Raw genomic sequence first — 17,914 nt, forward strand, 5'->3', positions numbered from 1 at the left:
CATTCCTCCGAATGCGAGTTGGTGTGCGACCGCGCGCAGTCGCTATTGCGGCGCGCCAAGCTGGCCCGCCTATTCCTAAAATTCGTCAACGGACAAGAAAGGTTACGTCGGCCGGGAAACACATCGTCGAGAATGGATCGCAATCTCGAGGCCGGGATTGGAACCCGTTGGGTATGGGTAAGGTATACAGACGTTCTTCCGGACGACTCGAACGAATTCCTTCGGCGTTACGTGGCGCAGCAAGACAATTTGGAAACTTCCTTGGTGAACGACAGCGCTGCCAGTTTGAGACCTTCGACGGTCGTCAGGTAAGGAAAGATGGTGTCAACGAGATCTGCGACGGTGAGACCCTGGCGGATTGCCAGCGTAGCGGTCTGAATGCTGTCGGCGCCCTCCGGCGCCAGGATATGTGCGCCTATTAGTCGGTCGGTCCTTGCATCCGATACCAACTTGAATAGCCCGCGGGTGTCGCGGGCGGCCAGTGCGCGCGGCACCTGGTCAAGACCGATCGTGGCAACGCGCACATCGTACCCTGCATCACGCGCCGCTTTTTCGGTGAGACCAACGCTTGCCACCTGCGGGTCGGTGAACACGATGGCCGGCATCGCGCGACTGTCGTAGCTCAGGCGATCGCCTCTTAGAGCATTGATTGCAGCAAGCCTGGCGCCATAGGCGGCCATGTAGACGAACTGGTCGCGACCAGTCACGTCACCGGCGGCGTAGACGCCGGCCCGGGTCGTGCGCATGTGCTCATCAACGGCGATTCCTCCCTTTGGGGCGGTAGCGATCCCGCACTCAGGCAACCCGAGCCCTTCGATATTGGGGGTGCGACCGGTCGCAATCAGCACCTGGTCGGCTTCAATTGTCATGTCTCGCCCGTCGCGCGTGGCCTTGAGAGAAATGCCTTCTCCGATGTTCCGGATCTCGCGGTAACCGACGCCGGCGATCACGCTAATTCCCTCAACCTCGAAATAGCGCGAGAGCGCAGCGCCTATCTCGGGCTCTGCTTCCGGGAGCAGGTGGGATCGGCACACCAGTGTCACTTTCACGCCGGCACGCGCGAACATCTGGGCGAGCTCGGCCCCGACATAACCGCCGCCGACCACGAGCAGCGAGCGCGGCAAGCTTTCGAGATCGAGTGCCGTCGTACTGGTCAGGTATGGCACGGCCTCAAGGCCGGAGATTGCGGGGATCGCCGGACGCGCGCCGGTTGCAATGATGATCTTGCTGGCAGGAAGATGCATTCCGTCGACCTCCACCCCATCCTCCACGAGGCGTGCCCGACCCTGGCGAAAGTCGATGTTGGGGTAAGCCGGAAGCAGGTCCACGTATTTGGCCTGACGCAATTCGGCGACGAGCGTGTCCTTCTGGTGAACCGTTGCCCGCCAATCGATCACGGCGGCTTGTGCACTGATCCCGGCAAAGCGGGCGGCCGCGCGTGTATTGTGTAGCTGCTCCGCCGCACGGATCAGTGTCTTCGACGGGACGCAGCCCACATTGACACAGGTGCCGCCGATCGTTCCGCTACCGACAAGAGCAACGCGTGCGCCCTGTTCGGCGGCGGTGATCGCGGCTGAAAATCCGGCCGAACCGGCGCCGACCGCGACGAGATCATAGCCGCCGTCGATGCGCCCCAGGGGGCGGTCATAGCGATGCGTTTCGGGAGCGGCTTTCGAGAACGGTGGGATCGAATGCGGCTTGTCGCGCGATACGCTTTCGCGGTCGGCGCTGGATTCAGCATCGAGATTGGCGAGAATCGGATCAAACAGTGCTCGCGCCATCTGTAACGCTTCGTCCATCCGAAGCTGAATTCCGGGCTCGTCGGCGCAGCGCTCACGCCGCCACTTCGCGAGGTGGTCCACGGAACAGAAGAACGAGGTGTCGCGGCACAGAGACTCCGCCGCACATGCGCCGTGATACCGGACGCTTTGCCACACGACGGCTATCTCTGGGTCGACACGGGCGAGCTCCCGTCCGAGACCGCGCGTCGTGATCCGGATCGGCGCACTGCAATAACTGCAGCTTGAAGCGACGGTGACATCGCGCCTCGTCATCGCGCCAACGCCGAGCGCGTCAATCGCACACATCGCGTTAATGGTGCCACTGCTTAGGGTGACATGATGGCCGGTGTTCCGGTCAGTGAATGGGTACGCGCCGACGATTTTCCCGTTCTCGAGCACAACCAGATCGCGCTCACGAAGCTGTTCAAGCAGCCGGCGGACGGTTGACTCGCTTAGCGCCGCGCGCTCCGCGAGCTCGCACACCATGGGAGCCCGGCGCTGCTCCATGTAGAACTGGATCAGTATCACGCGGATACGGTCGATCAGGCGATCGCTCTCGCTCCAATCATCAAGCGCGTTCTTCGATCCCGCCATGACTTGAAGAACATCCTTGATGGCCAGCAGCGCATCTCTGGCTGCCTGCGACGTAACCAGCGACCAATCGGGAAATGTCACGCCGGGTCGCAGTGAGAACTGCGGCAGTGTGGCAGGACCGGAAAGCGTTTCTTGATCCCGAACCGAAGCAGATTTGCAGCATTCGCTCATGAGTTCGCCCCATCCTCCGAAATCCGCCCAAGGCAGCTCAGCTGCCTTGCTTTAGATGCGCCGGATACCCCGCATTCGAGCTTGCGGCCGCGATCGCTTCCGGAGTTGTCTGCACATCGTCGAAAGTCACGGTTGCGGTTTTGGCTTCGAACGACACCGTGACATTGGCGACGCCGCGAACCGCGGCCATCGATTTCTTCACGATGTAGGGGCAAGAGGCGCAGGCCATATTGTCAACGGCGAACGTGACCGTTCGCTCGCCGGCAACGGCGGCCGTGGCCGACATGACCAAGGCGATCAACGCAATAACGGATGAGCTTCTCTTCATGGGAAAGCTCCTTTCCTTCTATCAGGTGCCGAGCAATAATGGGGCGACATAGTCGAAGCCAAAGGCGGCCAAGACGATGAGCGTCGCCATCCAGAGCGACAAACGGACGATGCGGGTGGATACCGGGCGCGTGCAGGCCGTGCCGTCCGCGCAGGCCTGGCCGGATTTCCAGTAAACCACGTAGAAGCCGTACCCGAGCATGCCGGCTGTTGCTGCGATGAACAGTGGCTTATAGGGAGCAAGCACCGTCAGCCTGCTGATCCAGGCGCCGCCAATGCCCAGGCTGAACAGGACGAGCGGCACGATGCAGCAGGAGGAGGCGGCCAACGCGCCGATTATCCCGCCGAATGCTACAAGACGCTGCCGTCCCAATTCGTGCTCCACTCTGCCAGATGCAGTCGGCACAGCCTCTTTTGTTCCAGCTCGTGAAGGAACCATTTCTACCTCTTTGCTTGGCAAAGCTTCGGGAACGGCGTAAGCATCCGCCCTGTAGCGACTACAGGGTCAACGGGCTTGGTCCAATGCGCGATCACACCAGGGTGAAGAGTATGCAGCGGGCGGAACTCGCTCAAAGAACCGGCTGCAACCTTGAGACGGTTCGCTATTACGAGAAGGTGGGCCTTCTGCCGGCGCCGCCGCGTACGCCCGCCGGGTATCGGAGCTACGACGCGACGCACGAACGTCGCGTGCGGTTCATTTTGCGGGCGCGCGAACTAGGGTTCGCCCTCGATGAAATCCGTGAGCTGTTGCATCTTGCCGACGAGCGCGACCAGCCCTGCGCCGATGTCCGCGCTGTCGCCGCGGCACATCTTAATGACGTGCGGGCCAAGCTCGCCGACCTGAGGCGGATGGAGCGGGTGTTGAAAGACGTTATTGCGCAATGCGGCAATGGTACCCAACCGGAATGCCCCCTGATGGAGACGTTATTCCGGGAACGGGCGAGCCGTTGATTTCAACAGGCAACGATCACCTCGGCCAGCTGAGCAACCGACCGGTCACACCTGACCTGACCTTTCACGACGGAAGAGGTCAGGGCACCCGGTAACCTCCTCAGGGGATCGAGCGAACATTTTGGTGACGAGGTTGCGGCGCGCTCGGCTAAACCATGAGAGTCCTTGGCGGCGTGTCATCAGGTTTCCATACTTACGCCGTGCTGGCGGTGGCGACGCTTGCGGCCTCGTTTGCTACAGCGAACAGATCCATGGCCGAGCCAGCAAGCTGGCGGGCTGAGTGGCCTCGCACTGATTTTTCGCGACACACTGTTCCTCTGCAAGAGATCAAGTCGGGCGGGCCACCGAAGGACGGTATTCCGCCGATCGATGCCCCCCGTTTCGAGCGGCTTAGCAATGGTGCCGCATCCGGGTGGGCCGCGCGCATTGTGGACACCGAGCCGGTGATTTCGCTTGCTATCCGCGACGATGCGCGAGCCTATCCGCTGAGCGTTCTGATCTGGCACGAAATCGTGAACGATCTCATCGGCGGCACGCCGGTCGCCGTGACCTATTGCCCGCTCTGCAACGCCTCGCTCGTTTTTGACCGCGCGCTGGAGAATCGCGTCCTCGATTTCGGCACAACAGGAAAACTCCGAAACTCGGATCTTGTGATGTACGACCGTCAGACCGAGAGCTGGTGGCAACAATTCGCGGGCGATGCAATTGTGGGCGTCTTGAGCGGAAAACACCTTCGTTTGATTGCGTCGCGTGTAGAAGCCTTCAGTCGTTTTCGCCAGCGTTTCCCCAATGGGCAAGTGCTGATCCCAAACGATCCCCGCGCGCGCAACTACGGCAGGAATCCCTATGTTGGATACGACGCAAACGGCCAAAAGCCGTTCCTCTATGACGGCTCGTTGCCCGACGCATCGATCCGATGGAACGCGTCATCGCCGTCGAAACCAGGCCGGGGCATCGCGAGGCCTGGTCGCTTTCGCTGCTGAGAGAGCGCGGCACGATCGAAGCCGGCGATATCGTTCTGAAGTGGGAGGCCGGACAAACCTCTGCCCTAGACAAGGAGACCGTCGCGGGTGGCCGCGACGTCGGCAACGTAATCGTGCAGCGGCACGAGGGTGGCCGCTTCTCCGACATTCCCTACGACGTCACGTTTGCGTTTGCATTCTACGCCTTCAGGCCTGACAGCCCAATTCACAAGCGGACAATGGCTGGCCCAGGCAATTGAAGGCTAGCGATGAGGCTGGGCGTCGACGCCCGTACCGTTGTATGGTTTAGCCAAGTGCGCCGTGTCTATTGCGTAGGTAAGCGGCTTCACATCGCCGCGAGGAGCGTAACCTTTGCAGAAGCCGCTCCGAACTGATCAATAGAAGTGCATCACGCACTTCAAACGGTTCTCGACCCACTCTCGCTTAGAGCTTCTTGAGCGTTGAGGAGCGCAGACATGAGAGTCCGCGCGTCATCACCGATCGGACGGACCTGCCCGAGCTGTTCTTCGAGGATTTGCGAATTTTCGCCACTGATCGATGCATGGAGAAGAGCCATGCCCAAACTCACAATTCTCAGTGCGGCGACCATTCTGTTGATGATGGCGGCAACGCCGGTATTCGCACAGTCCTCGCAGTTCGCCCAACAGGAGCCGGGTGCATTCGCAGCGATGTATCCGAATGCAGGTATCCGGCATGCAGTCGTGCGCGCGCCGGCACACAGCCTGGCCGCGCTCGCGTACCTGCCGCCCGGCAAGAGCCACGCAAAGGGTCATGTAACGCGGCGCTAACGTCGTTTCACCAGCAACGGTGCCGGCCTCAGCTCCTGCAGCAAGGCCAACGAAGAGCATGCAGATCGAGGGATAGGCAATGGATCGGCCGCGTGCGCACTGCTAGATCATAGCCAGGGCACACGCTCGCAACGCGAAACTGGCTGGAGAAGTCGCGCGAAGAAGCAAGCTAGAATTTTTGCTCGGCATTGCACTTGGCGTCACATAGACGACTCAACGGCCATTATCGGCTCATACCGCTAGTTCCGGTATCCAGACGTAAACCGCGTTCAGCATGTAGAGTCCCATCACGATTAGCGTGACCCCGCCGGCAATTTCGAAGCCGCGTCGATATCGCGAAAGGATCTTCAGGTTTTCAAGCCAGCCTACGGCGAACGCGCCAAGCGCGATGGGGATAGCTCGGCCAACAGCGAACGCCAATAGCAGGACGCTGCCTAGCACGGCCGAGCCGACCCCGGCTGTAACTCCAAGCAGCACGACCAGCGCGGGAGTGCATGCCGGACAAACGGCGAGCGCGAACGGGATCCCGAGAAGAAAGGCGCCCCATGCGGCAGTCGGACGGGTCGCCCGGAAGCCGAACGAAGGCAGCGGAATGCGGAGCCAACCAGCCCACATGAGGCCGAGCACAATCAAGAGAGGCCCCAGAACGAGACCCCATTCCCTTCCGGTGAGGTCGGCGGCCCACTTTCCTCCCAGGCCGGCCACGAAGCCGAGAAAGACATGGGTCACGACCATGCCAAGGATGAACAGCGATCCGAAGACAAAAGCTTGGCGCTTGTCCCGGCCCTTGGTCACGTATGCAAGTGAGACGGGAATGGAAGCCAGCGCAACGGGATTGAAGCTGAACAAGAACCCGGCAGCGAAAGCCACCCCGGCCGCCGCGAAGCCGGCATGTTCCACAGCTGTCCGCAATGATTCTGCGTCCATCACTTCCTCGATCCTCTTCGCTCGATGAGCTCTTTGCAAAGCTGGGCTTTGGTCGGCAGGGAGGTAAAGGCTACCTCGCCGTCGATCACGATTGATGGCAGCGTGATCACTCCCAAGGCGACGGCGGCATCCATGTTCTCGAGCACATTGACGTCACACCATTCGACGCCGCTCACAGTGTCCCGTGCCGCCGCGCGAAGCTCGGCCTGCCGATCCTCGCAGGCGGCGCAGCCGGGGCTATAGAACATCTCCACCTTCATAGCTCATTGCACCTTCTTAGAACCGTTGGCCCGCTCCAGTGCGGCGATGATCGTGCACTCCTGGACGGGTTGTTCTTCCTTTGCGCACTCGGCAATCAATTGATCGAGCGCCTTGGACATCGCTTTCATCGCCCGGATCTTGCTTTCGATCTGCAGCTTCTTCTCGATGGCTCGTGCGCGAACGTCCCCACAACAGGCCTTGTCACGGCTGCGCAACTCGAGAAGATCGCGGATCTCGGCCAGCGTGAAGCCGCACTGCTGGGCATGTTTGATAAAGTGGATGCGCCGGGCGGAATCGCGGTCGTACAGCCGGTAGCCCGCAGGACTTTTCCCCGCCGGGCTGATCAGGCCTTCCTGCTCGTAATAGCGAAGGGTGTCGTTGCTGACGCTGGTCAGGCCAGCCAATTTGCCGATCGTGATCATGCCGTGTCTCTCTGGAGGCCGTTTCTGAACCCTGGAGTATACTCCAGGGTCAAGCCCGTCGGGCGCGGCTTTAGGCCGATTGGCGTGCCGGAGCGTTCACGATCGGCTGACCGACGCTGCGGATTGCATCGAAGAACAGGCGCGGCGTTCCCCAAAGCGAATTGAAGAAGATCGCCGTGACGCTGACCGCCATCGCCACCATGGCCCACACGGGGTAGATCAGTCCGGTCGCCGCGATCGGGATCCCAATGCCATTGAACAGGAACGCGAGCGTGACGTTCTGGACCATCTTGCGGTAACTGCGGCTGCTGATCTCGCGGGCCTCCGGGAGCGCATTCAAGCGATTAGACAGGATGATGATGTCGGCCGACTCGATTGCGATGTCGGTTCCGCCGCCCATGGCGATGCCGACGTCGGCCTGCATGAGCGCCGGAGCATCGTTAATGCCGTCGCCGACCATCGCGACCCGGCCTGCGGCTTGAAGCCCGCGCACGATCGCGGCCTTGTCCTGCGGCAATATGCCGGCATGGACTTCGTCGATGCCGACCTCACGAGCGACCCATTGAGCCGCGCGCTCATTGTCGCCGGTCACGAGCGCGGTCCTGAGGCCCGCACGATGCAGGTTGCGGACTGCCTCGGCGGCATCGGTTCGGAGCGTGTCACCGAGCGCAATGATGCCCAAGGCGCGCCCGTCTCGCGCTACGCCAATAACCGTCAGCCCGTTCGTCTCAAGAGCCTCGACCTTTACAGTGACCGGTCTGAGGTCGATGGTCTGCCCCGCTAGAAAAAGCGGGTTGCCCACCACAACCTCGCGACCGCTGATTCGGGCGGTGATGCCTTTACCCGGCAAGGCCTCGAAGCTTTCAACGTCCGGGGGCGTCACGCCCCGCTCAAAAGCAGCCGTTACGATCGCCTGCGCTAGCGGATGCTCTGAAGAGGCTTCGGCAGCAGCCGCCAGGGCGAGCAGCTCGGATTCGGTCGTGCCAAGGGGCATGATCTCCCGCACGACCGGGCGTCCTTCCGTCAATGTGCCAGTCTTGTCGAGGACGATCTGCTCCACGAGACGGAAGCCCTGAAACGCTTCGCCTGTGCGCATCAGGATGCCGCGTTCCGCAGCCTGGCCCGCGCCGCGCACGATCGAGAGCGGGGCGGAAATGCCGACCGCGCAGGGATAGCCCATCACCAGCACGCTCAGACCGGCGAAGACCGCCCGCTCGATGTCAGGCTGGCCGCTGCTCAGCGAGGAGCCCACAAGCCAGCCGATCACCGCGAGCGCCGCTACCACGAGAACCGTGGGCGTATAGACGCGCAGCACCCGGTCGACGAGATGCAGGATGCCAGGTTTGAGCGCTCGCGCGTCCTCGACCTGCCGGATCACTTGACTGAGAAAACTGCCTTCGCCGAGCGCCGTGATCCTCACCAGCAGCGTCCCCGTGCCGTTGATGGAGCCGCCGACGACGGTAGCGCCTTCCGTTTTTTCGATCGGAATCGACTCGCCGGTCACAAGCGACTGGTCGACCCCGGAATGCCCGCTGACCACAACGCCGTCGGCGGGGATACGATCGCCAGGGCGGACCCGGACGAGATCACCGATCCTGACCGCTTCGAGGGGTAATTCCAACTCGGTGCCGCCACGCACCACTCGGGCAGTCTCAGGCTGCAGGTCCAATAGCCGTTTCACCGCCTGTGAGCTGCGGGTCTTCACGATCAGCGACAGCCATTCGGAAAAGATATGGTAGGTGCCGACCATCACCGAGACGGCAAAGAATGGTGCGGTGGGATAGTCAGGCCGGCCGAGGACGAGCCCGATGATGCCGCCCGCAATCCCTGCGAATGCTCCGATTTCCAGCAGGACATGCTGGTTGAGGATGCCCCTCCGTAAGGCCTGGATGGCCATGTGTAGGATATGCCGGCCGACGCCAAAGACGAGCAACAATGCCAACGCGCCGGTCAGCCATGGAGCAGCCTTCGTCAGGTAGCCCTGCAAATTCAGAAACAGCAGCGTCAGCGACATCGCCGCAAGCCCGGTGGCACTCGCGACCGCGATCCAGAATCCGGTCGACCGCAGCACCAGGAATACGAATGCCCCAAAGCTGAGACAAACAAGGGCCGGCAGAAATCCAATCCAGCCCACGCCCGGATCGGCGATGATCGGGATGGCTGCAACGCTCAGCACCACGGCAACGACGAAGCGCCGTGCCTCGTTCACAAGATCACGCTCTTCCTCCTCGTACGGCCTGAGCTTGCTGGGATCAGAGATGGTATACCCGATGTCGCGCAGCGTTTGCAGGAACAGCTCAGGGCGGGCAATAGAGGGATCGTATTCGACCAGGGCCTGCTCATGGGTCAAGCTCACGGCCACCTTATCAACGCCGGGCAGTCGCCCGAGCGCCTTCTCAATGGTGCCGGTGCAGAGGGAGCAATGCAGGCCGCCGATACGCGCGCGAATCTTGCGGCGATTGGGTCTCGCCGAGGGCTCCTCGCTCCATGGCGTGAAGGTGGAAGCAGTTCCTGTCGCGATAGTCATTGCGTTCTCTCCATTCCGCTCCGGCAACAGCATGGCTTAGCGGTCAGCTACCTGCCGTTTCGCGGGCCACGACGCGAAATCCGGGCTTTTGGATCAAGTTCACAAGGCGGTCTTCCCGAATGGATTGCGGATCGAACAGCACGCGCGCCCGCTGGTCAGCAAACGAGACGGACGCCATACGCACGCCAGGTTCCTTCTCGATTAGGCTTTGGATCGTCTCCGCGCATCCGTCGCAATTCATACCGTCAATTTTGAAGATCGTCGTTTTCATCACTGTTCCTCTTGCGGCGCCTGTCTCCAATGATCCGAGACTAACCCTTGGACCTAACTCCAAGGTCAAGCCCGCGAACGACTCGCTCGCGCTTCGAAAATCCACTCTCGCGTTCGTGCCCGCTCACATGGCTACGGTGATCTTCGCGACGGCTAGGCGATGCGGCGCGCTAGGCGTCCATATCGGAAGTCGGGGCCTTGTTCGCGCGGGCGCATTCAGCGGTCTCGTCGCAGGCGGCGTGAGCGCAATTGCTTACTCCCTTCACTGCACCGATGACTCGCTGCCCTTTGTCGCCCTCTGGTACGGGGGCACGATTGTGCTGTGCACACCGACAGGCGCGCTGCTTGGGCCGCGATTGCTGCGTTGGTGACAGGCACGGCTATGTGTTTCACGTCGGCGTGAGCTTGTAACCGCTGGGCGCCGGGCTCCGAACTCCTCATCAGAAGCGCAATAGCGCTTTTGAAACATGATGGAGCCGGAACAATGTTGAAGAAAACCCTTCTTGCGATCGGGCTTTTGGCGGGCCTGTCGGCAACCGCCCAGGCAGCCTCGACGATTTCAGACAAGAGCTATTGGCCGAGCGAGGCCACGCAAAGCGCGCAGAGCGGAGCGGTTGTCTCGCAGCACGATCTGAATTCTGCATTCGCCTACGATCACTCTGCGCCAGCACAGCCCACTGTGACCGCTGGTGGACCCACGTGGCGCTACCAGGGCGGTCCCAAATCCCGTTAGCTCTCGGGCAGGGGCTAATCTCCGTTGATTGGCCCCAACGCCCGAAGAATCGCCGGCCGCCACCTTTCCCTGCAAACGGATTTCGCTGCGAAGGAACAATCTTCATGGCCATAGCTATTATGAGAGCCGGGAATGCCCTGAATACATTGCGCGATGCCTTGAGCGACTATCTCGCTCGACATCGTCTGATTCTCTACCATTCGCTGGCTGGTGTTGTTGCCGGAGGTATCGCTTTCAACTGGCACTGGCTCACGGTCTCCGAGACTATTCGCCTGCTGACGGCGCTGCCCTGCATGCTGATGATGTTCAAATGCTTCAATTGCGGTACCCACCGATCAACGGACGAGGCGGTGTCGGCGGAAAGCCGCACAGCCCAGACAGGCTGATGACCAGGTCTGAACGAGCCGAAACGTTCTGGATCCAAATAGCCATCAGTACTGAACAGAGATGATAACCGGCCGCCTTCGGCCGGAAGGAGCAACGCATATGATGATGGATATGAGCGGCATGTCGACAGCGATGATGCTTGGGATGGGAGTGATCTGGCTCCTGATCCTTGCGTTCCTGGTGCTCGGGATCGCTGCATTCGTCAAGTACCTCCGTTCCTGACAAAGCGATCGAAGCAAGGAAGAATAGCAATGGGCTTTTATTCGCAATGGCTCTTCCCCCGCATCCTCGACCTCGCGATGAAGCAGAAGCAGATAGTGCGATTTCGCGAGCGGATCGGAGAAACCGCCGAGGGCAGCGTGCTCGATCTCGGCATCGGGTCGGGCGTGAACTTGCCATTCTACGGTTCTCGGGTCAGACGCGTGTACGGCATCGATCCCTCGCCAGAGCTCTTGAAGTTCGCGCGCGAACGGGCCCGCGATGCTGAGGCTCCCGTCGAGCTCGTGTGCGGCAGCGGCGAGGCTATGCCGCTTGAAAGCAAGAGCATCGATACCGTTGCCGTGACGTTCACGCTGTGCAGCGTCAGCGATCCCATCACGACGTTGGCCGAGGCGCGGCGTGTGCTGAAACCGGCGGCCGTTTGCTCTTCGCTGATCGCAAGCCCGACGATCTCTTGCGATCCGCCGGCTTCGTCATCGATACCGCTGGAAACCGGCTATTTGAGGGGGCCGCGTCCCATGGTCTTCGTCTACTCCGGCAGCGCGCGTCCCCTGTGAGATGGTACTTCTGGGTCGGCGCGCCTTAATCCGCCGAACGATGGGACTGGAAACCAGGGAGGTAATCCATGAAGGGCCACGCAATGGTGGCGTTCGCGGCAATTGTTCTTGGGTCACCTGCGATCGCGCAAACGGCCGATATGTCCCAAGGCCAGCAATTGTTCAGGGCGTGTGCGCCATGTCACTCGCTAGAATCCGACCGCAACATGACCGGGCCGAGCCTCGCTAGCCTCTGGGGCCGCAAGGCCGGCAGCTTGCCGAGCTTCGAGCGCTACTCCGATGCACTCAAATCCTCCGGTACCATCTGGGACGACCGCTCGCTCGACGGCTGGCTTACCGACCCGGACCGGATGGTGCCGGACAATGACATGCCGTTCAATGGAATCAAGGACGAGCGCGCTCGCGCGGATTTGCTGGCCTTCCTGAAGGAGGCAACCCGGCCGGGCGCGCCAAAGCAGCCGTGCAGGCTCCGCCCGGTGGCATGGGCGGGATGCGGTATCGCGCTCCTCCTTGTCTCGCAACGGCGAACGTATGTGCCAAAGCAGCTTCGGCCCTGCGTCTACAGCCTTGTTTGGTGTAGGAATCAAATTGGTATTCGTCCGCCGGCTGCAATTCGATCATCGTCCATAGAACAGAACAAATATGAGTGCCCTGGCGACCAAGCTGGTCCAGACCACCGATATCCGAAACAGCCAATCGTTTCGCGTTTTAAAATTCATCTGGGGAAGCTTGAATTTCAAGAGGCCGCACCGCTCGCTGACTGCTGAAGCCCAAGGCTTCCACCGGCGTACTGTAACACACATAACGAAGCGCAGCGACACAACGATCGTGGCAAGAGCTCGTGTTCTTTAACGCTTCAGTTTCGGTATTTCTGGCGGCCCTAAAAGCTCTTGGTCTCGAATGTCCGTCCTCAGGTGCGCTCGCAGGAGGCAGCAATCCGTCAGTCTGGACTTCATGTCTGCGCCTACGAACAAACTATATGAGCGACGACGAGTTCGCCGCGGCAAACAGGATGGAAAGGCTTCCACCCAGATTGCCACGCTAGACGACGAGCCGGTACTGCAGGTCCGTGCTCTCCAGGTGCTGGCGCATCTGGTGCATGAAGGGGTCGGCCTTCAGCGAGGGACCGGCCAGCTACCGCCGCGTAGAGCCTGAGCTGCTGCCGCTCGTTGAACCACTTGATCGCGGGGAATTACCTCCCGAGGCCTTTCCTGTCGCTCCCTGTGCCTCGCCGTAAGCGCTAAGCCGCCACCCTATGGACGCAGGCTTGACGCTTTGCGGAATCGCCACGGCATGAGGTCTTCGATTCTGCGATGGGGATGGCCGTCGATAATGGCCTCGAGTGTTTCGGCGATGTAGGCGGCCGGGTTGACGTCGCTGAGCTTGCAGGTGGCAACGATCGACGCAAGCAAGGCCCAATTTTCAGCCCCGACCTCATGCCCGGCGAAGAGCGCATTTTTTCTGGTCAAGCAGACTGGCCGGATGGCGTTCTCGACCGGATTGGTGTCGAGCTCGAGACGCCCATCATCGAGGAAGCGGGTCAGCCCTTGCCAATGATTGAGCGCGTGGCGGATGTCATCGGCGAGCGTCGAGCCGCTGGAGATCATCGACAGCTGTTTCTCGAACCACGGCTTCAACGCCTCGACGATGGGCAGCGAGTGCTCCTTGCGCGCGGCCAGCCTGATGTCCGGCGATGAACCGCGTACCATGGCTTCGATGGCGTAAAGCTGTGCGATCTGCCGGACGGCGGCCTCGGCGATCGGCGATTTGCTGTTGCGGGCCAATTTGACGAAGCGCCGGCGCAAATGGCTCCAACAATGCACGAGCGTCCACGGCCCTTGCCGTCGAGCGACTTCGCTGAGCCGGTCATAACCGTCATAGGCATCGCATTGCAGGAAGCGTCCGTTAAAGCCGTCCAGGAACTGTTCAGCGAAGGCGCCGCTGCGACCGGGGGCATATCGGAACAGCACGATCGGCGGACTTGGGCCGCTATGGCCGCGGTCGTCGGAGACGATCGCCCAGAAGTAGCCCTTCTTCGTTTGACCACGCCCGGGATCGAGCACCGGCGCCGTGGTTTCGTCCATGAACAGGCGATCCGCCGCTGCCAGATGGCGGCGCATGTGGTCGGCAACGGGTTGGAGATGGAAGCAGGCGCGGCCGGACCAATTGCCCAGGGTCGCCCGATCAAGCCGGATCCCCTGGCGCGCATAGATCTCGGCCTGACGGTAAAACGGCGTATGGTCGCCAAACTTGGAGACGATCACGTGCGCAATCGCCGCTTCGGTCGGTAGTCCACCAGGCACGACATGCTCCGGTGCGTGCGCCTGCACGACAGGGCCCGAGCAGCGGCGGCAGATGTATTTCGGGCGGCGTGTGACCAGCACGCGCCATTGCGCCGGGATCACGTCGAGCCGTTTGCTAACGTCCTCGCCGATCTTCGTCATGGCCCCGCAACCGCACGGACAAAGCGTGCTCGCAGGCTCGAGGATCCGCTCCACCTGCGGCAAATGGGCAGGCAAGCAGCCCCGATTACGATGACGGTCCTGATCCGATCCGGTGCGAGATCGGCCCCTGATGACCGCCGCAGCCTTCTCCTGTGCCGCATCCAGGACGCCTTGCGCGATCTCCACGTCTTCGAGTGGCAAATGATATTGATCTGGCCGCAGCTTCTCGGACTTCGCGCCGAACTTCTCGCGTCGCAATTCGCCGAGGATGATCTCCAGCCGACGCCGCGCTTCTTCCGAGGCCGCCAGCGCCCCCTGATGCTCGCTCAACGCCGCCTGGGTTTGCGCCAAAAGCGCTTTCAGTTGTTCATTTTCGTCGCGCAGCGCCGCGATGCTCATGCGCTATTTCGAGCACATCGCCGCCGCGTGTGCCACGATCAAAATAGCTGCCGAGTCATTCTGACGCAGTTATCCCGCCGCCTGCGGGCGCCGTGCTTCTTCCGGGCGGACCAGTCTCCAATCCAGACCTTCGAGCGAGGGCATCGGGAGATACCCATAAGAGTCACGATGACGTAGCCGCCGGCGAAGAGGTGGAAGTCGTTGATCCGCGTCATCCGCTTTATGGTCGGCGCTATCGATTGATCTCGATCGGCAAGGAGACGACCACACGTGGAGCGTGCAAGGAATCCTTTGCGCGTGTACATTACCGATTCGGTCTCACGCTTCTTCTGCCGCTCGGGGTGACGTGTCTTGAGCGGAACGGCTTGCTGCGCGCCGCGCCGACCAAGCTGAGCCTCGACGCGCTGCAGGACTTAATCGCGTTGGCCGAAGAGAGCGGGGGCACATGCCCATCGAACCTCGAGAGGTCTGGCGCAGTTTGCCGGAAATGCTCCGGCAGGCGATCGCAGAAGATCTCGGCCAAGTCCTGCGGGAGATGAGCGATGGGCTCAGAACTCGTCAAACCGGATCACCTGGACCGCAAAGCGGTGGTGTATGTCCGGCAGTCGACGCCACACCAAGTGATCACCAATCAAGAAAGCCTGAAGCTCCAGTACGCCCTCTCGCAGCGCGCTCGCGATCTCGGATGGCGCGAGGCGGACATCGATGTGATTGACAGCGATCTTGGGCAGAGTGGTGCTGCCGCAGCCCACAGGAAAGGGTTTAAGGACTTGGTTGCGCGCGTCACTCTTGGCGAGATTGGCCTTATCTTGTCGATGGACGTGACGCGCCTGGCGCGCAATTGTTCGGATTGGTACCCGCTGCTTGATGTCTGCGGGCACCGCCGTTGTTTGATCGCCGACCGTGATGGCATCTACGATCCCGGAACGCCCAATGGCCGCCTGCTCCTCGGTTTGAAGGGAACGATCTCAGAGCTAGAATTGCACACGATTAAAAGCCGGATGACCACTGGGCTTATGGCAAAAGCCGAACGCGGTGACTTGGCCTTGCAACTGCCGGCGGGCCTTGTCCGCGATCCTTCTGGGGTGGTCACCAAGGACCCCAATCTCGAGGTGCAGGGGCGCCTGTTGCTGCTCTTCGAGACCTTCCTGAAGGTGCGGACCGCCGCGCAAGTGATGCGGGCCTTTGTTGCACGCGGCTTGGCACTGCCTCGCCGCGACCGCCATGGCGATTTGCGCTGGCAACCGGCCACTGTCTCGGCCGTGACGGCGATCCTCAAGAATCCGGCCTATGCAGGCGCCTTTGTCTATGGAAGGACTTGGCAGAAGCCATCCCAAAGACCGGGAGAGCGTCCACAAAAATCTCCGCGTCGTGGAACGGACTGGAGGATCGTGGTGAGGGAAAAGTACCCGACCTATATCGATTGGGAGACCTTCGAGAAGATCCAGGCGATGCTGCGCGACAATCGGGCAGAGTACCAGCACATCGAGAGCCGTGGCATCCCTCGTGATGGAGCAGCATTGCTCCACGGCATCACCTATTGCGGCGAATGCGGACACAAGATGGCTGTGCGTTACAAGGGCGGCAGTCAATATGTCTGCAATCATCTCAAAATCCAGCGCGGCGCTCCGGAATGTCAGAACCTGCGGGCCGCACCGATCGACGCACAGGTTACAGCGGCATTCTTGGAGGCGGTGGCGCCGGCGGAAATCGATGCGTTGTCCAAAGCGCGCAAGACCCATCTGCAGTCCGAAAGAGCCCTACGGCACGCCGAGGAGCAGCAGATTGAGAGGCTTCGCTATCAAGCAGCCCTTGCTGAGCGCCAGTTCAATCGCGCTGACCCTGACAACCGGTTGGTCACCGGCGAGCTGGAGCGGCGCTGGGAAGCGGCCCTGTTGGAGCTGCGTCGAGCCGAGGAGGCGTTGGCCCAGCGCAAGGTGCCCAAGGCAAACGACCCCATAGGCGTTGCTCATGATCTGCGTGCCAAGGTGATCGGAAGGGCATCACTCGCAATGGGAAGCGGACAAAGTCCTGCCGGTCACGGTCCAGCGCATTCGGCTTAAACGCCGCCTAAAGGTGCAACATCGGCAAACACGATGGCCGGCGATCGCTGACCATTCGACAGTAACCCAACTGGCAAACCGTCTCAGCATTCCCACCAAGTGGATCTATGTTCAGCTCAAACGAGAGAGCATCCTGACCACCCGAGAGCCTTCGGGCCGCTTCCTGTTCCCCGACAAAACAGCCGCCCTGCAAGCCATTCGCAGCTTGAGAAATCACCGTGTCGCGAAGATCGATCTGAGGGAGGATCAACATGAAAAGTAAGGGCATCAACAAGCGCCCTCGAGCAAGGCAGCGAACATCGCGGGCGACATTCGCATCACGCCGTCCGCGATCCTTGGCCAAACAAACTTGCAACCTTCGAGGCGCTTGTGCACCAACACCGGGCCCGTTCGATCCCAGACCAAAATCTTGATCCGGTCCGCTCGTTTCGATCGGAACACGAAGGCTGCGCCGCTGAACGGATCGAGACGGAGCATCTCCTGCACCTTTGCCGCAAGCCCATCCTGGCCACAGCGGAAGTCGATCGGCCGCATTGCAACGTAAATCTTCAGATCAGCACCGGCCGCGATCATCGTGACGCTCGCACCGCACGGATCACCCGGGACAGCTGCTCACCATCAATGGCCGTGTCCGTCCGCAGCACGACATCACCGATCGCGATCTCAAGCTTGATCGCCGGAGTCTGACGCTCCTCCAACGCATGTTCCACGACCAGCGGCGCGAATGTCGGCGGGGACGCCTCGCACGGCGGCAACATGCCTCGCTGTCGAAACCGCCGTCGCCAGTCGTAGATCTACCAGCGCGTCGCTCCGTGCTTGCGCGCAACCTCGGACACCTGGGCACCGGGCAACAGACTCTCGGCGACGATCCGAGCTCTCTCAGCTTCCGAACGCACGCGGCGCCCCGACGGTCCTTCAAGAACTTCCCGCCGGCTCACCGACCCCGCCGATGGGCCGTCCAAATGGACGTCCTTTTTGCTGTCCAATCCCATCCTAAACCTCCGTCCAAGCCGGAGGCTTCTTCGCACATTCATTCTAACTCTGAAGCAAGGGTATCGGCTTCGCGCTTACGCCTCGCCCGTGCCTGCCGATGCTGCGCCTGCACCGGAG

General features: G+C 61.3%; 22 protein-coding genes and 1 pseudogene. 11 read left to right on the plus strand and 12 right to left on the minus strand.

Annotated elements, in window-relative coordinates:
- Nucleotides 1–227 precede the first annotated feature (227 nt).
- The 3 genes from merBA to AX729_RS24565 are packed head-to-tail and all read right to left on the minus strand — an operon-like array spanning nt 228 to nt 3,312.
- Nucleotides 228–2,546, minus strand: coding sequence for a bifunctional organomercurial lyase/mercury(II) reductase MerBA (merBA, locus tag AX729_RS24555; RefSeq protein ID WP_057196725.1), 2,319 nt, complete (start codon nt 2,544–2,546; stop codon nt 228–230).
- Nucleotides 2,547–2,583: 37 nt separating this feature from the next.
- Nucleotides 2,584–2,874 (minus strand): heavy-metal-associated domain-containing protein, encoded by a 291-nt coding sequence (locus AX729_RS24560; protein ID WP_061026837.1) that lies wholly within the window; start codon nt 2,872–2,874, stop codon nt 2,584–2,586.
- Between the two features lie 21 nt (nt 2,875–2,895).
- Nucleotides 2,896–3,312 (minus strand): mercuric transporter MerT family protein, encoded by a 417-nt coding sequence (locus AX729_RS24565; protein WP_057196723.1) that lies wholly within the window; start codon nt 3,310–3,312, stop codon nt 2,896–2,898.
- A gap of 83 nt (nt 3,313–3,395) precedes the next feature.
- Here AX729_RS24565 and AX729_RS24570 point away from each other — a divergent pair, with 83 nt between their 5' ends.
- The 4 genes from AX729_RS24570 to AX729_RS24580 all read left to right on the plus strand — a co-directional run bounded on the left by AX729_RS24570 (nt 3,396) and on the right by AX729_RS24580 (nt 5,595).
- Nucleotides 3,396–3,824, plus strand: coding sequence for a MerR family transcriptional regulator (locus AX729_RS24570; RefSeq protein WP_057196722.1), 429 nt, complete (start codon nt 3,396–3,398; stop codon nt 3,822–3,824).
- Between the two features lie 251 nt (nt 3,825–4,075).
- Complete coding sequence (locus AX729_RS24575) at nt 4,076–4,807, plus strand: DUF3179 domain-containing protein (protein WP_197433661.1); 732 nt, start codon at nt 4,076–4,078, stop codon at nt 4,805–4,807.
- Nucleotides 4,741–5,046, plus strand: a complete 306-nt coding sequence (locus AX729_RS41545) for a DUF3179 domain-containing (seleno)protein (RefSeq protein WP_197433662.1) — start codon at nt 4,741–4,743, stop codon at nt 5,044–5,046. The genes AX729_RS24575 and AX729_RS41545 overlap by 67 nt, the downstream gene beginning before the upstream one ends.
- A gap of 315 nt (nt 5,047–5,361) precedes the next feature.
- On the plus strand, nt 5,362–5,595 hold the full coding sequence (locus tag AX729_RS24580; protein WP_057196721.1) for a hypothetical protein: 234 nt from the start codon (nt 5,362–5,364) through the stop codon (nt 5,593–5,595).
- 231 nt (nt 5,596–5,826) lie between these two features.
- On the opposite strand, the gene AX729_RS24585 is transcribed toward AX729_RS24580, so the two are convergent.
- The 5 genes from AX729_RS24585 to AX729_RS24605 form a co-directional block, all read right to left on the minus strand.
- The gene (locus AX729_RS24585; RefSeq protein WP_230646664.1) at nt 5,827–6,522 is read right to left on the minus strand and encodes a cytochrome c biogenesis CcdA family protein; all 696 of its coding nucleotides are present in this window, start codon (nt 6,520–6,522) and stop codon (nt 5,827–5,829) included.
- The gene (locus tag AX729_RS24590; protein WP_057196719.1) at nt 6,522–6,782 is read right to left on the minus strand and encodes a thioredoxin family protein; all 261 of its coding nucleotides are present in this window, start codon (nt 6,780–6,782) and stop codon (nt 6,522–6,524) included. Before AX729_RS24590 ends, AX729_RS24585 begins: the two co-directional genes overlap by 1 nt.
- A 3-nt stretch (nt 6,783–6,785) precedes the next feature.
- Complete coding sequence (locus tag AX729_RS24595) at nt 6,786–7,205, minus strand: heavy metal-responsive transcriptional regulator (protein ID WP_057196718.1); 420 nt, start codon at nt 7,203–7,205, stop codon at nt 6,786–6,788.
- A 70-nt stretch (nt 7,206–7,275) separates the two neighbouring features.
- Nucleotides 7,276–9,732, minus strand: a complete 2,457-nt coding sequence (locus AX729_RS24600; protein ID WP_057196717.1) for a heavy metal translocating P-type ATPase — start codon at nt 9,730–9,732, stop codon at nt 7,276–7,278.
- 43 nt (nt 9,733–9,775) lie between these two features.
- On the minus strand, nt 9,776–10,003 hold the full coding sequence (locus AX729_RS24605; RefSeq protein WP_057196716.1) for a heavy-metal-associated domain-containing protein: 228 nt from the start codon (nt 10,001–10,003) through the stop codon (nt 9,776–9,778).
- A 196-nt stretch (nt 10,004–10,199) separates the two neighbouring features.
- On the opposite strand from AX729_RS24605, the pseudogene AX729_RS38880 reads away from it, so the two are divergent.
- The 6 genes and pseudogenes from AX729_RS38880 to AX729_RS24620 all read left to right on the plus strand — a co-directional run.
- A pseudogene (locus tag AX729_RS38880) lies at nt 10,200–10,373 on the plus strand (NrsF family protein); the annotation flags it as partial.
- A 113-nt stretch (nt 10,374–10,486) separates the two neighbouring features.
- Entirely contained in the window at nt 10,487–10,735 is a 249-nt protein-coding gene (locus AX729_RS38885; RefSeq protein ID WP_057196715.1) for a hypothetical protein, read from the plus strand.
- 104 nt (nt 10,736–10,839) lie between these two features.
- Entirely contained in the window at nt 10,840–11,121 is a 282-nt protein-coding gene (locus AX729_RS24610) for a hypothetical protein (protein ID WP_061026838.1), read from the plus strand.
- A gap of 100 nt (nt 11,122–11,221) precedes the next feature.
- Nucleotides 11,222–11,344 (plus strand): hypothetical protein, encoded by a 123-nt coding sequence (locus AX729_RS41550; protein WP_283807816.1) that lies wholly within the window; start codon nt 11,222–11,224, stop codon nt 11,342–11,344.
- 29 nt (nt 11,345–11,373) lie between these two features.
- Nucleotides 11,374–11,898 carry a class I SAM-dependent methyltransferase gene (locus AX729_RS24615; RefSeq protein WP_057196713.1) on the plus strand — a complete coding sequence of 175 codons (525 nt, stop codon included), beginning with the start codon at nt 11,374–11,376 and terminating at the stop codon, nt 11,896–11,898.
- A 68-nt stretch (nt 11,899–11,966) separates the two neighbouring features.
- Nucleotides 11,967–12,665 (plus strand): c-type cytochrome, encoded by a 699-nt coding sequence (locus AX729_RS24620; protein WP_057196712.1) that lies wholly within the window; start codon nt 11,967–11,969, stop codon nt 12,663–12,665.
- A gap of 486 nt (nt 12,666–13,151) precedes the next feature.
- Here AX729_RS24620 and tnpC read toward each other — a convergent pair whose 3' ends face one another.
- Nucleotides 13,152–14,741: an IS66 family transposase gene (gene tnpC / locus AX729_RS24625; protein WP_057196711.1), complete on the minus strand. Its 1,590-nt coding sequence runs from the start codon at nt 14,739–14,741 to the stop codon at nt 13,152–13,154.
- A gap of 542 nt (nt 14,742–15,283) precedes the next feature.
- On the opposite strand from tnpC, the gene AX729_RS24630 reads away from it, so the two are divergent.
- Nucleotides 15,284–16,804, plus strand: a complete 1,521-nt coding sequence (locus tag AX729_RS24630; RefSeq protein WP_230646662.1) for a recombinase family protein — start codon at nt 15,284–15,286, stop codon at nt 16,802–16,804.
- A gap of 267 nt (nt 16,805–17,071) precedes the next feature.
- Here AX729_RS24630 and tnpB read toward each other — a convergent pair whose 3' ends face one another.
- Genes tnpB through AX729_RS41555 form a run of 3 tightly spaced genes read right to left on the minus strand, consistent with a single transcriptional unit; the run spans nt 17,072 to nt 17,838 of the window.
- Complete coding sequence (gene tnpB, locus AX729_RS24635) at nt 17,072–17,377, minus strand: IS66 family insertion sequence element accessory protein TnpB (protein ID WP_057196710.1); 306 nt, start codon at nt 17,375–17,377, stop codon at nt 17,072–17,074.
- Entirely contained in the window at nt 17,374–17,562 is a 189-nt protein-coding gene (locus AX729_RS41250; RefSeq protein WP_057196709.1) for a hypothetical protein, read from the minus strand. The genes tnpB and AX729_RS41250 overlap by 4 nt, the downstream gene beginning before the upstream one ends.
- Before the next feature lie 36 nt (nt 17,563–17,598).
- A complete protein-coding gene (locus AX729_RS41555; protein ID WP_349643767.1) occupies nt 17,599–17,838 on the minus strand; it encodes a transposase in 240 nt (79 codons plus the stop codon).
- Nucleotides 17,839–17,914: the final 76 nt, after the last annotated feature.

Origin of the sequence: Bradyrhizobium sp. CCH5-F6 (assembly GCF_001556045.1) — a bacterium.
GTDB lineage: Bacteria > Pseudomonadota > Alphaproteobacteria > Rhizobiales > Xanthobacteraceae > Bradyrhizobium.

Coding starts and splice junctions, on each gene's coding strand:
- AX729_RS24595 (WP_057196718.1), bottom strand. CDS start 7,205: ATGATCACGATCGGCAAATTGGCTGGCCTGACCAGCGTCAGCAACGAC.
- AX729_RS24610 (WP_061026838.1), top strand. CDS start 10,840: ATGGCCATAGCTATTATGAGAGCCGGGAATGCCCTGAATACATTGCGC.
- AX729_RS38885 (WP_057196715.1), top strand. CDS start 10,487: ATGTTGAAGAAAACCCTTCTTGCGATCGGGCTTTTGGCGGGCCTGTCG.
- AX729_RS24615 (WP_057196713.1), top strand. CDS start 11,374: ATGGGCTTTTATTCGCAATGGCTCTTCCCCCGCATCCTCGACCTCGCG.
- AX729_RS24580 (WP_057196721.1), top strand. CDS start 5,362: ATGCCCAAACTCACAATTCTCAGTGCGGCGACCATTCTGTTGATGATG.
- tnpB (WP_057196710.1), bottom strand. CDS start 17,377: ATGATCGCGGCCGGTGCTGATCTGAAGATTTACGTTGCAATGCGGCCG.
- AX729_RS24575 (WP_197433661.1), top strand. CDS start 4,076: ATGGCCGAGCCAGCAAGCTGGCGGGCTGAGTGGCCTCGCACTGATTTT.
- tnpC (WP_057196711.1), bottom strand. CDS start 14,741: ATGAGCATCGCGGCGCTGCGCGACGAAAATGAACAACTGAAAGCGCTT.
- AX729_RS24600 (WP_057196717.1), bottom strand. CDS start 9,732: ATGACTATCGCGACAGGAACTGCTTCCACCTTCACGCCATGGAGCGAG.
- AX729_RS24560 (WP_061026837.1), bottom strand. CDS start 2,874: ATGAAGAGAAGCTCATCCGTTATTGCGTTGATCGCCTTGGTCATGTCG.
- AX729_RS24630 (WP_230646662.1), top strand. CDS start 15,284: ATGGGCTCAGAACTCGTCAAACCGGATCACCTGGACCGCAAAGCGGTG.
- AX729_RS41250 (WP_057196709.1), bottom strand. CDS start 17,562: ATGTTGCCGCCGTGCGAGGCGTCCCCGCCGACATTCGCGCCGCTGGTC.
- AX729_RS24565 (WP_057196723.1), bottom strand. CDS start 3,312: ATGGTTCCTTCACGAGCTGGAACAAAAGAGGCTGTGCCGACTGCATCT.
- AX729_RS24605 (WP_057196716.1), bottom strand. CDS start 10,003: ATGAAAACGACGATCTTCAAAATTGACGGTATGAATTGCGACGGATGC.
- AX729_RS24585 (WP_230646664.1), bottom strand. CDS start 6,522: ATGGACGCAGAATCATTGCGGACAGCTGTGGAACATGCCGGCTTCGCG.
- AX729_RS24570 (WP_057196722.1), top strand. CDS start 3,396: ATGCGCGATCACACCAGGGTGAAGAGTATGCAGCGGGCGGAACTCGCT.
- AX729_RS24590 (WP_057196719.1), bottom strand. CDS start 6,782: ATGAAGGTGGAGATGTTCTATAGCCCCGGCTGCGCCGCCTGCGAGGAT.
- AX729_RS24620 (WP_057196712.1), top strand. CDS start 11,967: ATGAAGGGCCACGCAATGGTGGCGTTCGCGGCAATTGTTCTTGGGTCA.
- AX729_RS41545 (WP_197433662.1), top strand. CDS start 4,741: ATGGAACGCGTCATCGCCGTCGAAACCAGGCCGGGGCATCGCGAGGCC.
- AX729_RS41555 (WP_349643767.1), bottom strand. CDS start 17,838: ATGAATGTGCGAAGAAGCCTCCGGCTTGGACGGAGGTTTAGGATGGGA.
- merBA (WP_057196725.1), bottom strand. CDS start 2,546: ATGAGCGAATGCTGCAAATCTGCTTCGGTTCGGGATCAAGAAACGCTT.
- AX729_RS41550 (WP_283807816.1), top strand. CDS start 11,222: ATGATGATGGATATGAGCGGCATGTCGACAGCGATGATGCTTGGGATG.